Here is a 13,227-nt window from a genome sequence, read left to right as displayed (position 1 = left end):
TCAGTTCACCGTAATGGCGCAGTCAAAGGATTCGACAGGTTCGGCCTCCGGCTCCCAAGGTTGCTGGGACGTCAGGCGCAAACGCCCTTGCCCTGTGGCAAACGCCTGGAAGCGCCAGGTGGACTGGCCGCCACCGCCGATCACGCCGGACTCGGTGCTGCTGTAGACCTCGGGGCTCAAGGCGCGCAACACGCCGCCGGCGGAGTCCTGGATGGCCCAGCGGTATCCGGTGGTGGGGTTGCTGGGCAGGGTGAGGATGAGGTTTTGCCCGTTTTTAAGCTGGAGCGGGCAGGCGCTCTGGTTGTCCACGCTGACGTTTTGCTTGGGGGCACTGGCGCATGCGGCCAGCAGGGCAAGGCTCAAGGGGAGAAACAGGCGGGCAGCGGTCATGAAGGCTCCGTTAATACACGACGAAGGGGGAGCATAACCGAAGATGAGACAAGGTGTGACAAGAGGCGGGCGGTATGGCGGCTGGCGCCATCGCGGGCAAGCCCGCTCCCACACTTGACCGCGTTGTCATTAACAACACCGATCTCTGTGGGAGCCGGGCTTGCCCGCGATAGGGCCAGTCCAGGCGCTAGAGATCTATCAGAAGAGCACCTTCGCCACATCCGCAAACCGCTTGGCAAAGTGCACCGTCATCCCTTCCTTCAAATAATCCGGCAACTCCTCAAAGCTGCCACGATTCGGCTCCGGCAAGATCAACTCGTGAATCTTCTGGCGCCGCGCCGCAATCACCTTCTCACGCACCCCGCCAATCGGCAGTACATGCCCGGTCAAGGTCAGTTCGCCGGTCATCGCCACGCCTTTTTTCGGCGGTTGGTTGCGGGCCAGGGACAGCAACGCACTGGCCATGGTCACGCCGGCACTCGGGCCGTCTTTCGGCGTGGCGCCTTCCGGCACGTGCAAGTGCACGAAGGCTTCGTCGAAGAATTTCGCATCGCCGCCAAACGACTTCAGGTTGGAACTGATGTAGCTGTAGGCGATTTCGGCGGACTCTTTCATCACTTCACCCAGCTGCCCGGTGAGCTTGAAGCCGCGGTTGAGCGTGTGGATACGCGTCGCTTCGATCGGCAAGGTGGCGCCGCCCATGCTGGTCCAGGCCAGGCCGGTAATCACGCCGGTGCCGGACAGCACTTGTTCATTACGGAACACGGGCATGCCCAGGGAGCTTTCCAGGTCCTTGTTGCCGATCTTGATCACCGAATCCGGTTCATCCAGCAGCTTGACCACCGCCTTGCGCACCAGCTTGCCCAGTTGCTTCTCCAACTGACGCACGCCGGCCTCTCGCGCATAACCGTCGATCAACGCGCGCAAGGCGCCGTCGCTGATGGTCAGGCTGTTTTTGGCCACGCCGGCTTTTTCCAACTGCTTGGGCCACAGGTGGCGCTTGGCGATGGCGACTTTTTCTTCGGTGATATAGCCCGACAGGCGAATCACTTCCATGCGGTCCAACAACGGGCCCGGGATCGAGTCCAGGGTGTTGGCCGTGCACACGAACAGCACTTTGGACAGGTCCAGGCGCAGGTCCAGGTAATGGTCGAGGAATTCGACGTTCTGCTCCGGGTCCAGGGTTTCGAGCAACGCCGACGCCGGGTCGCCCTGGAAGCTCTGGCCCATCTTGTCGATCTCGTCGAGCATGATCACCGGGTTCATCACTTCCACGTCTTTCAACGCCTGCACCAGCTTGCCGGGCAGGGCGCCGATGTAGGTGCGCCGGTGGCCCTTGATCTCGGCCTCGTCGCGCATGCCGCCGACACTGAAGCGATAGAACGGCCGCCCCAGGGATTCGGCGATGGACTTGCCCACGCTGGTCTTGCCCACGCCCGGCGGGCCTACCAGCAATACGATGGAACCGGCGACTTCGCCTTTGTAGGCGCCCACGGCGAGGAATTCGAGGATGCGGCTCTTAATGTCATCCAGGCCCGCATGGTGCTTGTCGAGCACTTTGCGCGCGTGCTTGAGGTCGAGTTTGTCTGCGCCGTACACGCCCCACGGCACCGAGGTGGCCCAGTCCAGGTAATTGCGTGTGACCGCATATTCTGGCGAACCGGTTTCCAGGATCGACAGTTTGTTCAGTTCTTCATCAATGCGTTTTTTCGCTTGCGCCGGCAGCACCTTGCCTTGCAGGCGCTGTTCGAACTGTTCGACATCGGCACTGCGGTCGTCCTTGGTCAGGCCCAGCTCCTGCTGGATGACTTTGAGTTGTTCCTTGAGGAAGAACTCACGCTGGTGCTCGCCGATCTTGCGGTTCACTTCGGCGGAGAGTTCTTTTTGCAGGCGCGCGACTTCTACCTCTTTGCGCAGCATCGGCAGCACTTTTTCCATGCGTTTGAGCATGGGCACGCAGTCCAGCACTTCCTGCAGCTCATTACCGGTCGCCGAGGTGAGGGCGGCAGCGAAGTCGGTAAGCGGCGACGGGTCATTGGGGCTGAAGCGGTTGAGGTAGTTCTTCAACTCTTCGCTGTACAGCGGGTTGAGGGGCAGCAGTTCCTTGATCGCATTGATCAGCGCCATGCCGTAGGCCTTGACCTCATCGGTCGGCTCGCTGGGCTGGTGCGGGTATTCGACTTCTACCAGGTACGGTGGGCGGTGGTGCTTGAGCCAGGTCTTGATGCGCACGCGGGTCAGGCCCTGGGCGACGAACTGCAGCTTGCCGTTCTCGCGGCTGGCGTGGTGCACCTTCACCAGGGTGCCGTACAGCGGCAGGGCGGAGGTGTCGAAGTGCCGCGGGTCTTCGGGCGGCGTGTCCATGAAAAACAGCGCAAGGGAATGGTGGTCGGATTTGCTCACCAGCTCCAGGGTTTCGGCCCAGGGTTCTTCATTGACGATCACTGGCAGCACTTGGGCCGGGAAAAACGGCCGGTTGTGGATCGGGATGATGTAGACCTTGTCCGGCAGGTTTTGCCCAGGCAGGGCCAGGCCAGTATTGGACGAGGGGGCTTCAGCGTTTTCGGGGTCGGCGTAATCGTTGAGGTCGTAATCTGGAAATTCTTGCTGGTCGCTCATGGGGCACCTGCATCAGTAAGTATGCAGGTTAGATGGGGCGGGGTTGCGGTGGTTTCAATGGGGCGGCGTCGTTAGCAACAATTTGCATGAAATAACGGCAGAGGTGCGGTCAAGGTACTTTATGTCGGCGCTTTTCGAACTGATCGTCAATAATATGACGACTAGGCCCAGATTTTATTGGGTTTACTTATCCTCAGTCCCAGCTAACCTGCTTAAATAAAATATCCGCTAAAAAAGGATGTTTTTTTGACGCCGGTTAGCAGTCGGCAGGGACGCGTATGACACAAGGAAAGCACGGCCAAGAGCGACGAGCACGGCCCGAGGGCGCGGCCATGCACTGGCGCCACACGTTTCAGACCCGCATAGCCGGCGTGCTGGCGCTGTTGTTGCTGGTGGTCGTGGCCGCCACCTATTTTGCCGTCAAGGCCGCCACCACTCGCGCGGTGGAGAACCAGGCCGACGTACAGCTGAACACGGGGCGGCAGGTGTTCGAGCGCCTGCTGGACCTGCGCGGGCGGCGCTTGCAGTACGGGTTGGACTGGCTCACCGCCGATGGGCCGTTCAAGCAGGCGGTGGCCGGTGGCCGCACGGTGCCGATCCTGGAGGCCCTGGGTACCCATGGCACCGGGGTCAGTTCCAGCGAAGTGATAGTGCTGGGCCTGGATGACAGGGTCATGGTCAGTACCCTAATGGTGCAGACGCGAGGCCAGCTGTTCCCGTATGCCGATGCCTTGCGCAAGGCGCGGCGCAGCGGCCAGCAAATGTTGATCGTCGCCATGGCCGGGCGCCCCTATTTGCTGGTGCAAAAAGATGTGCTCGGGCCTGTGCCTATCGCCCGCGTGGTCATGGGCTTTCCCATGGACACGCAATTCGCCCATGAACTGCGCTCCATGAGCAACCTGGAGGTGTCGTTCCTCAGTGTGCAGGACGGCCATCTCGGTCAGCTGTTCACCACCCACCCTGGCAATTGGCGCCCGAGCATCATCAGCCTCTTGCATGGCACGCAGGTCGATCCTGAGGCAAAGATCCAGCTGTTCCATGGCCAGCGTGTGCTCAGCCAGGTGTTGCCCTTGGCCAACAGCGGCGAAGGCGATGAAGTGCGCGTGTTGCTGCAAAGCCCGCTGGACCATGCGCTGGAATCCTTCGCGCCGCTGGACCGGCAGTTCATGGGGATTGCCCTGGCGGTGCTGCTGGTCTCGCTGGCGGTGGCGTTATTCCTGGCGCGGCGAGTGTCACGCCCGCTCAATGCGCTGGTGCAAGCCGCTGAACGGATCGGGGCCGGTGACTACCGCACCCCGGTGCGCGTGCGCAGCCACGATGAGTTCGGTCTGCTGGCGCGTGCGTTCAATGCCATGCAAAGCGGCATTGCCCTGCGCGAGCGGCAACTGGCCCACAATGCCTTGCATGACCCGCTCACCGGCCTGCCCAACCGTGCCCTGGCCATGGAGCGCCTGGGCAGTGCGATCAGCGCACGGCGGCCGGTGGTATTGGTGTACGTAGGGATTGAAAACTACCGGGTCATCAACGAAGGGTTTGGCCCCGAAGGTGTCGAGCACATGTTGTGCGAGGCCAGCCGCTGCTTGTCCATGAGCCTGTTGGCCAGCGACACCGCCGCGCGCATCGCCGGCAGTGAGTTTCTGTTGTTGCTGGAAAACACCGAGATCGACTCTGCCGTGGCCCGCGCCGACCAGTTGCATGGGGCGTTGACCGAACCCCTGCGCATCGGCAATGACGAAGTGCGCCATGAGGTGAGCATCGGCATCGCCGCGTACCCTGCTGATGGGCAGCAGGTGGAAGAGTTGATCAACCGCGCGGCCATCGCCCGGCACGACGCGGCCAACCTGCCGGGGCATTTGCAGATCTACCAACCGGACCGCGACCTCGCCCACCAACGCCAGATCACCCTGATTCGCGACTTGCGCCGCGCCGTGATCGAAGGCGAGTTGTTCCTGTGCTACCAGCCCAAGCTCGATCTGCGGCACGGCCATGTGAGCCAGGCCGAAGCCTTGTTGCGTTGGCAACACCCGACGCTGGGGCAAGTGTCTCCCGGGGAGTTCATCCCCCTGGCCGAACGCACCGGCAGCATGGGCGCGCTAACGCTGTGGGTAATCGAGGAAGCCATCCGCCAGATTGCCGAATGGGCGCAGCGTGGCCTGGTTATCCAGCTGTCGGTGAATATCTCTGTGAACGACTTGGCGGATGATGATCTGGCCATTCGCGTCACCGCGTTGCTGATCCAATACGAGGTGGCCGCCGAGCATTTGATTTTCGAGATTACCGAGAGCGCCATCATGCACAACCCGCAGCAGGCCCTCAGCGTGCTGGAGCAGCTGCGCAATTGCGGGATCAGCCTGTCGGTGGATGATTTCGGCACTGGTTACTCGTCCCTCGCACAGTTGCAGCGCCTGCCGGTGCAAGAGCTCAAGATCGACCAGTCCTTTGTGCGCAACCTCGACAGCACCAGCGGCGACGGGGTGATTGTGCGTTCCACCATCGAGATGAGTCATAGCCTGGGGCTCAAGGTGGTGGCCGAGGGCGTGGAGTTCGAACACAGCCTCACCCTGCTCAAACGCTGGAACTGCGACACGGCCCAGGGCTACCTGATCAGCCGGCCGCTCAACGCCATGGCGTTCGAGCGGTGGATGCGGCGTGAGCGGGTGCCTACCTAAACAGTTAACTGTGGGCTACTTCGGCCGCGTTTCAGAGACCAGGGTTTGCAATCGCGCCCACAACCGTTCGACATGCTGGCGTTCGGTGCCCAGTGCACCGATAGAAACCCGCACCATCCAGTGCTCATCCAGGATCGCGGGGGTGACGTAGGCATCGCCTGACTGGTTGAGTTTTTCTGCCCAGGCTCGCGTGTGATGGTCCAGTGCCTGGCCTTCCAACCCCGGCGGCTCATGGCGAATGCACAAGGTTTGCAGGGCGGGCGTGGCCACCAGTGCCCAGTGCTCACTGGCTTCGATCTGCTCTGCCAGCCAGCGCGCATTGGCCAGGTCTCGCCGCAACCGCGCTTGCAGGCCGCTGACGCCTTGCTCGCGTATCAGGAACCACAACTTCAAGGCGCGGAAACGGCTGCCCAGGGAGATCCGCCAGTCACGGTAGTTTCGCACTTGGCCGTCTGCGCTGGACTGCAGGTAGCTCGGGTTGGTGGTCATGATGCGAATCAAATGCTCGGGGTCGCGCACGAAGTACACTGAGCAATCGAAGGCCGCGCCCAGCCATTTGTGCGGGTTGAGCACAAGCGAGTCAGCCTTTTCGATGCCATCCCACAAGGCCCGGCATTCCGGCAGGATCATCGCCGCGCCAGCCATGGCCGAGTCCACATGCAGCCACAGACCGTGGCGTTGGGTGAGGTCGCCAATGGCCGCCAGAGGGTCGATCGCCATGGCAGCCGTGGTGCCGGTGGTGGCAATCACCACGCAGGGCGTGTTGCCAGCGGCCAGGTCCTGTTCGATGGCGTGCGCCAGTGCCTGGGGCGACATTGCATTGTGTGCGTCGGTGGCGATGGTGCGGATATGGTTCTGGCCGAATCCGGCCAGGATCGCCGCCTTGTTGACCGAGCTGTGGGCATGGGCTGAGGTGTAGACGATCAGGGGCGCGCCGCTGTTTTGCAGGCCGTTGTGCATCAGCGCGTAATCGGAGCTGCGTTCCCGGGCGCTGATAAGCGCCACCAGCGTGGAGGTGGACGCAGAGTCCTGGATCACACCGCTCCACGTGCTGCCCAGGCCGAGCATGTCGCGCAGCCAGTCGGTGGTGACTTCCTCTATTTCGGTGAGGGCCGGGCTGGATTGCCAGGACAACCCAATCACACCCAGGCCGGTGCTCAGGCAATCGCCCAGCACTGAGGACAGTTCCACATTGGAAGGGAAGAACCCGAAGAAACTGGGGTGCTGCCAATGCAGCAAGCCGGGCATGATCAGTTTTTCGACGTCGCCCATGATCTGTTCGAACGGTTCGGCGGTTTCAGGCGGGCTGACCGGCAGGGCGGCTTTGATCTCGCCAGGTTGGGTGGTGGGCTGCACGCCGCGTTGTTCGATGTTCTGTCGGTAGTCTGCAATCAGGTCGATCATGGCATAGCCATGTTGGCGGAATTCTTCGGGGGTCATAGATAGACGTCCATGTGCATGAGCAATAAAAGTATTAGCACCAGAAGTAAAACGGTTCACCGGGGGTATAGCCGATAAACGACTGCATGCTGACGCGTTTTCCCGAATCGAACCCGCAGATGGCGTGGGGGCGGCGGGTATTGATGAGCACCAGTTCGTTCTGGCGTGGGCGGATGCGCAGCGGTTTTTGTAAACAGTGTTCGGGCAGTTGGGCACCCTCGAAGCGCTTGACCTCGTCATAGCTAAAGGCTTGGGTATCCCAAATGATCAGCTCGCCCCCCGAAGGCGGCGTTTGCAGGTAGATGTTGGCGCTGAACTGATGCTGCAGTTCAGCGATTGTGCGGGGCAGGCAATCCACATGGGGCACCGTTTCCGAGAGGTGCGCCGTCTCCGGGAACATGACGCGGATGATCCCGCAGAACATCGGTCGGCCCTGGAACGCAGCGGCGGTTGCACCTTGCGGCCAGAGCGCCTGGAACTGTTCCATCAGCTGTTGAATGGGCGGCGTTTGCGGCGCACAGAGGCTGTCGATAAGGCCGCGCATACGGGCCGCGTCTGCATAATATTTCTGTTGGGCGTCACCGCCGGCGGCCTTGCCGTACGTGGAATTGAACGGGGTGCCCCAGCGATGCACACCATAGAAGTGCTGAACGACGCGCCCCTCTTCGTAGGTTTCATGGCCGTAGTGTTCCAGGGTGGCGGTGTCGTCGATGGCCTGAATCAACCGTGCGCTGGTGGTTGCGTTGGCAAATTCAGGTACCCGAATGGCAAGCACTTCGCCACTGATGAGTTTTTTCAAACTTGCAGTATTGAGGTGTTCAAGTTCCAGGATTTTTGTGGGGGTGGAAAGAATCGGTTTTGTAGCGACATGGTCCGTCATGCAGTGAAGCTCCCTTTAAAGTTTTATCCGTACGCCTTTTGTATTACGCAGAGCGTGCGCACTAAATTAGTTTTAAAGGGCTGAGGGGAAACCGCAGGGGCATTTTCAGCAGGCAAAAAAAAAGCGGCTGCCCATTCGGGCCGCCGCTTTTTTTACCGCCAGTGCTACTTAATCCGGCAGTTTGAACGCCATTACATAGTCACCCTGCTTGGTCCCCAGGGAACCGTGACCGCCCGCCATGACCAGCACGTATTGCTTGCCGTCCTTGCCGGTGTAGGTCATCGGGGTGGTTTGCGCGCCTGCAGGCAGGCGGCCTTCCCACAGTTGCTTGCCGTTTTTCACGTCATAGGCACGCAGGTACTGGTCCAGGGTACCGCTGAGGAACGCGACGCCACCGGCGGTGGTGAACGTACCGCCCAGGCTAGGCACGCCCATGGTCAGTGGGATTGGAACCGGCGAGCTGTCACGCACGGTGCCGTTCTTGTGCATCCAGATGGTCTGGTGGTTGGTCAGGTCGACCGCGGCCACGTAGCCCCAGGCTGGCGCCTGGCACGGCAGGCCCATCGGCGACAGCAACGCTTCAAGGATCACACCATACGGAGCGCCTTTGTTCGGCTGCACGCCTTCGGTTTCGCTGACGCGTGGGCCTTGCTTGGCAATGTCGGCGGCCGGGATCAGCTTCGATTTGAACGCCATGTAGCTTGGGTTCACGAAGGCGATCTGGCGCACTGGGTCAACCGAGATGCCGCCCCAGTCGAACACACCGAAGTTGCCTGGGTAGACGATCGAACCTTGCAGGGACGGCGGGGTAAACGGGCCGTCGTAGCGCATGGATTTGAAGTCGATCCGGCACAGCATTTGGTCGAACGGTGTCACGCCCCACATGTCGCGTTCTTTCAACGGCGGCGGCATGAAGTTCAGGTCGGACTTAGGTTGGGTAGGGGAGGTACGGTCGCCCGCCACTGCGCCCTGTGGCACCGGGATTTCATTGACCGGCACCACGGGCTGGCCAGTGGCGCGGTCCAGCACGTAGATGCTGCCTTGCTTGGTCGACGCCATCACTGCCTGCTTCACGCCCGCAGCGGTCTTGATGTCGATCAGCGAAGGCTGGCCGCCCACGTCCATGTCCCACAGGTCGTGGTGAGTGAACTGGAAGGTCCACTTCACGTGGCCGGTGTCGATGTCCAGAGCGGTCAGGCCAGCGGCGTACTTCTCGGACTCATCGGTACGGTCGCCGCCGTACTGGTCGGGCATCTGGTTGCCCATCGGCAGGTAGAGCATGCCGAGTTTTTCATCCACGGCGAACATGGACCACATGTTCGGCGAGTTGCGGGTGTAGGTCTTGCCCTCGGCCAACGGGGTGGTGTCGTCCGGGTTGCCGCTGTCCCAGTTCCACACCAGCTTGCCGGTGTGCACGTCGAACGCACGGATCACGCCGCTTGGCTCGTCGATGGAAACGTTATCGGTCACGTGACCGCCGATCACGACCAGGTTCTTGGTCACGGCCGGTGGCGACGTGGAGTAGTAACCGCCTGGGGCGAAGCTGCCGATGTTGGCACGCAGGTCGACCTGGCCTTTGTCGCCGAAGTCTTCGCACATCTTGCCGGTGTCGGCGTTCAGGGCGATCAGACGGGTGTCGGCGGTCGGCACGAAGATGCGTTTCGGGCAGGCATTCGGTGCGGCAGCCGGGCTGGCAGTGCCCGTCGGGCTCTGCTCGGAAGCGTAGGCAGCGTCATCGTGGTACGACACGCCACGGCAGGTCATGTGCGCCCAACCTTTGAAGCTTTCAGCACCCTGGGTGGTGATCTTCGGGTCGAAACGCCAGATTTCCTTGCCGGTATCCGGGTCCAGGGCAATCACTTGGCTGTGCGGTGTGCACACGTAGAGCATGCCATTGACTTTCAGCGGGGTGTTTTCCGCGGTGGTTTCACCGGGATCGCCTGGGCCAGGGATGTCGCCCGTGCGATAAGTCCACGCCGGCACCAGCTTATGGGCGTTTTCCGGGGTGATCTGTGCCAGTGGCGAGTAACGATCACCGAAGGCCGAGCGGCCATAGGAGTTCCAGTCGCCATCGGCCTGGGTCGGCGCAGCGCTGGCCATGCCCGGCACCGCGTCGCGGTCCAGTTGGCCGGTCTTGACCATTTCACCTGGGTTGGTGAATTGGCTGGCCAGGGCGGTAGCGCCCGCCAGCACCACGGCAACGCTCAGCGCGCCGGTACCCAGCGGGGCCGCTTGGCCCCGCAGCAACGGACGGCGAAACCACGGCAACAGCATGATGATGCCCAAGGCGAACAGCAGGGCCAGGCGCGGTACCAACTGCCACCAGTCCAGGCCGACTTCCCACAGTGCCCACACGGTGCTGGCGAACAACACCAGGGCGTACAAGCCCAGCGCAGCGCGTCGGGTGGCCAGCAGCAACACGCCGGTCAGGGTGATGCCGATACCGGCCAGCAGGTAGTACAGCGACCCGCCGAGCATGCTCAGCTTGACGCCGCCAGCCAGCAAGGCCAGCCCCATGATCAGCAGCAAGACGCCTAGCAACCTGGGCAACAGGCGGCTTGGGCTTGAGGCACCATCAGTGCTCATAGTGTGTTTCTCCGTTACGTTGGAATTATGTAACCCCGTGCTTCACTCACTGTAGATGACGATTCGGCTCGGGCTTGGTTCATCGTTATTTTTGGTTTTTTCTGTGGCTAACTGGGTTATCCACAGGCGGGCAACCAATCTCCCAGCACCGGTCGATTCAAGACAGCGCTGTCTTTGTGCAATAAGAGATTCGGTAAAGGAGTCGACCGGGAGCTGAAGCGTTTCAGATTGTTGCGAAGGATAATGCGGCGGGGCGTTTTGAGAAAGGGTGAATCGCAAGATGCATCATTTCAGTTTTGGTAACAGTGACAAATAGTCGCCCCAATACCGATCAGTCAAGGGAACGCAATGCTCAACGCAACGACGATCAAATGTGGGAGCTGGCTTGCCTGCGAAGACGTCGGCCCAGCAAACATTGATGTTGACTGACCCAGCGCTTTCGCGGGCAAGCCCGCTCCCACAAAGGATTTGCGGTGATGACTAGAAGGTAGTGCGAACGCCGAACTGCACGCTTCTACCTGGCGCCGGCGCGATATCGCGCAGGATCGAGCTGGCATAGCGTACGGTCTGGTTGGTCAGGTTTTCCCCGTTGACGAAGGCCAGCCACTGGCTGCCGCCCACATTGAAGCGGTACCCCGCGCTGGCGCCGAGAGTGGTGTAGCCATCGGTGCCGCTTTCGTTATCCGGCACACGCCCTTGGCCTGCGGCATGTTCCACGTCGATACGTGCTTGCCAGCGGTCCAGTTCCCACAGCAGGCCGCTGCTCATGCGCAGGGGCGCGATGCGTGGCAAGGCTTCGCCGGTGTCCAGGTTGGTGGCGCGGGTGTAATCGCCCGAGAGTTCCAGCGCAAACTTACCGTAGGCGCCTTCACCGAGCTTCCAGTGATCCTGGGCTTCGAAGCCGGCGAAACGCGCGCGCACGCCAGAATATTCGTACTCGGGAATACCGCCCGCGTCCTCTTCGCCTTCATCGTTCAGGGTACGACCCGTGCCCAACAAGCCGATGTAATTGGAGAAGTGGCTGTAGAACACGCCGAAGCTGCCCTTGTGGGTGCCGTTGTCAAAGCGCAGGGCCAGGTCGCTGGACACGGCCTTTTCTTTCTTCAGGTTGGCATCGCCCAACTCGTAGGTACCGGTGGCAACGTGGGCGCCGTTGGCGTACAGCTCGTAAAAGGTCGGCGCGCGTTCGGTGTAGCCGAGGGTGGCGGCCAGGGACCAGATCGGCGTGAGGGCGTACACCGCACCAGACGACAGGCTACCGGCGGTGAAGTTACTGCTCTTGTCGGCATTGGCAAAGCGCTCGTTGCCTTTGGCGTTCGGGTCGACGCTGGTGTGTTCCAGACGTGCGCCTAGGCTGAGTTTGAGGCGCTCGGTGGCTTGCATTTCTTCGAGGATAAACAGTGCGCCGGCGTTGGTGTCGGTCTGCGGTACGAAGGCTTCTTCGCCCAGGGCCGAGAACTCGTTGCGCGTCACTTGGGCGCCGACCACGCCATCGAATGGGCCTATCGGCTGGTGACGAGCTTCCACCCGCGCTTCATAGCCTTTGTTCTTGAAGGTGGTGCCGGTTTCGCCGCCTTCGATTTCTCGGTGTTCGTAGTCGGTGTAACCGGCGTCGAGTTTCACCGAGGTAAACGGCCCTTGCAGGTTGCGGATCTCGGACGCAAAGGCGTAGTGGTCCTGTTTCATGCGGATGCGCACATCCTGCTCGGCGGGTGAGCCGTAGTTACTGTCGTAATTGCTGTAGGACAGCCCCGCATAACCATCATCCCAGGTGTAGGAACCGCCTACCGCACCACCGTCCTGACGCCCATTGCTGTTACCCAGGCGCCCGTTTTTGCCGGGGCCGTTTTCGCTCTCCGGTGCATGCCGGCTGCGGGCATAGCCTGGGATTTTAAGGTCGTTGAACTCGCGCGCATTGGCATCCAGGTGCAAGGCGAACGTACCGTTGCCGGCTTCCAGCTTGCCTGCGCTGCTGCGGGTGGTGTCGGCACCGCCGTAGCGCAGTTCACCCGCGCCATGGATGCCTTCAATGGCCTCGGTGGGGATGCGGTTGTCGAAGGTGTTGACCACGCCGCCGATGGCGCTGCCGCCGTACAGCAAGGCGGCCGGGCCGCGCACGATTTCAATGCGGTCAACGTTGATCGGGTCCAGTGGCACAGCGTGATCGTAAGACAGCGACGAGGCATCCAGCGCGCCCACACCGTTGCGCAGGATGCGAATACGGTCACCATCCTGACCGCGAATGATCGGGCGGCTGGCCCCTGGGCCGAAGTACGAAGACGACACGCCCGGCTGCTTGTTCAGGGTTTCACCGAGGCTGCCTTTTTGTTGCAGGGTCAGGTCATCGCCCTCCAGCACAGTGGTGGGCGAGGCCAGCTGTTCGCTGCCCAGCGGGTTGCCAGTGACCACTTGGGGCGGCAGTTCCAGGGCATGGGCCTGGGAACCCATCAACAGGGCGGCGGCGAGAGGGGACAAGCGCCAGAGAGAAGGCAACGACATCGGATATTCCTAGGAAAAATGACTGTTAATTAAAGTTACAATATAACATCTCCTTTTTGCTAGGAAGGGGAACTTTTCCCCAGGGGCTATATTCAATGCGATGCTTCCACCTGCACGCCCCGTCGGCTAAGGTGCGCGGCTGTG

The 13,227-nt window shown here is 61.4% G+C and carries 7 protein-coding genes; 1 reads left to right on the top strand and 6 read right to left on the bottom strand.

Features of this window, described 5'->3' with window-relative positions; genetic code table 11:
* Together ODQ19_RS00795 and lon are read right to left on the bottom strand one after the other, a co-directional pair.
* Entirely contained in the window at positions 1–390 is a 390-nt protein-coding gene (locus ODQ19_RS00795) for a protease inhibitor I42 family protein (RefSeq protein ID WP_330209099.1), read from the bottom strand.
* Between the two features lie 198 nt (positions 391–588).
* The gene (gene lon / locus ODQ19_RS00790) at positions 589–3,009 is read right to left on the bottom strand and encodes an endopeptidase La (protein ID WP_330209098.1); all 2,421 of its coding nucleotides are present in this window, start codon (positions 3,007–3,009) and stop codon (positions 589–591) included.
* Between the two features lie 332 nt (positions 3,010–3,341).
* On the opposite strand from lon, the gene ODQ19_RS00785 reads away from it, so the two are divergent.
* Positions 3,342–5,678 (top strand): putative bifunctional diguanylate cyclase/phosphodiesterase, encoded by a 2,337-nt coding sequence (locus ODQ19_RS00785; protein WP_330209097.1) that lies wholly within the window; start codon positions 3,342–3,344, stop codon positions 5,676–5,678.
* 15 nt (positions 5,679–5,693) lie between these two features.
* Here ODQ19_RS00785 and ODQ19_RS00780 read toward each other — a convergent pair whose 3' ends face one another.
* The 4 genes from ODQ19_RS00780 to ODQ19_RS00765 form a co-directional block, all read right to left on the bottom strand.
* Positions 5,694–7,118 carry a pyridoxal phosphate-dependent decarboxylase family protein gene (locus ODQ19_RS00780; protein WP_330209096.1) on the bottom strand — a complete coding sequence of 475 codons (1,425 nt, stop codon included), beginning with the start codon at positions 7,116–7,118 and terminating at the stop codon, positions 5,694–5,696.
* A gap of 34 nt (positions 7,119–7,152) precedes the next feature.
* Complete coding sequence (locus ODQ19_RS00775; protein ID WP_116667277.1) at positions 7,153–7,998, bottom strand: 2OG-Fe(II) oxygenase; 846 nt, start codon at positions 7,996–7,998, stop codon at positions 7,153–7,155.
* A 168-nt stretch (positions 7,999–8,166) separates the two neighbouring features.
* Entirely contained in the window at positions 8,167–10,584 is a 2,418-nt protein-coding gene (locus ODQ19_RS00770; RefSeq protein ID WP_330209095.1) for a glucose/quinate/shikimate family membrane-bound PQQ-dependent dehydrogenase, read from the bottom strand.
* Between the two features lie 480 nt (positions 10,585–11,064).
* Positions 11,065–13,083: a TonB-dependent receptor gene (locus ODQ19_RS00765; RefSeq protein WP_330209094.1), complete on the bottom strand. Its 2,019-nt coding sequence runs from the start codon at positions 13,081–13,083 to the stop codon at positions 11,065–11,067.
* Positions 13,084–13,227 lie beyond the last annotated feature (144 nt).

The organism is Pseudomonas sp. AM4(2022) (assembly GCF_036346515.1).
In the GTDB taxonomy this organism is placed as follows: Bacteria; Pseudomonadota; Gammaproteobacteria; order Pseudomonadales; family Pseudomonadaceae; genus Aquipseudomonas; species Aquipseudomonas paracarnis.
Note: the sequence above shows the minus strand (reverse complement) of the source record. Positions and strands in the feature narration are given on the sequence as shown.

What these genes read in the sequence shown, in the direction of transcription:
- ODQ19_RS00795 (WP_330209099.1), bottom strand. Translation starts at nt 390, where the DNA reads ATGACCGCTGCCCGCCTGTTTCTCCCCTTGAGCCTTGCCCTGCTGGCC.
- lon (WP_330209098.1), bottom strand. Translation starts at nt 3,009, where the DNA reads ATGAGCGACCAGCAAGAATTTCCAGATTACGACCTCAACGATTACGCC.
- ODQ19_RS00785 (WP_330209097.1), top strand. Translation starts at nt 3,342, where the DNA reads ATGCACTGGCGCCACACGTTTCAGACCCGCATAGCCGGCGTGCTGGCG.
- ODQ19_RS00780 (WP_330209096.1), bottom strand. Translation starts at nt 7,118, where the DNA reads ATGACCCCCGAAGAATTCCGCCAACATGGCTATGCCATGATCGACCTG.
- ODQ19_RS00775 (WP_116667277.1), bottom strand. Translation starts at nt 7,998, where the DNA reads ATGACGGACCATGTCGCTACAAAACCGATTCTTTCCACCCCCACAAAA.
- ODQ19_RS00770 (WP_330209095.1), bottom strand. Translation starts at nt 10,584, where the DNA reads ATGAGCACTGATGGTGCCTCAAGCCCAAGCCGCCTGTTGCCCAGGTTG.
- ODQ19_RS00765 (WP_330209094.1), bottom strand. Translation starts at nt 13,083, where the DNA reads ATGTCGTTGCCTTCTCTCTGGCGCTTGTCCCCTCTCGCCGCCGCCCTG.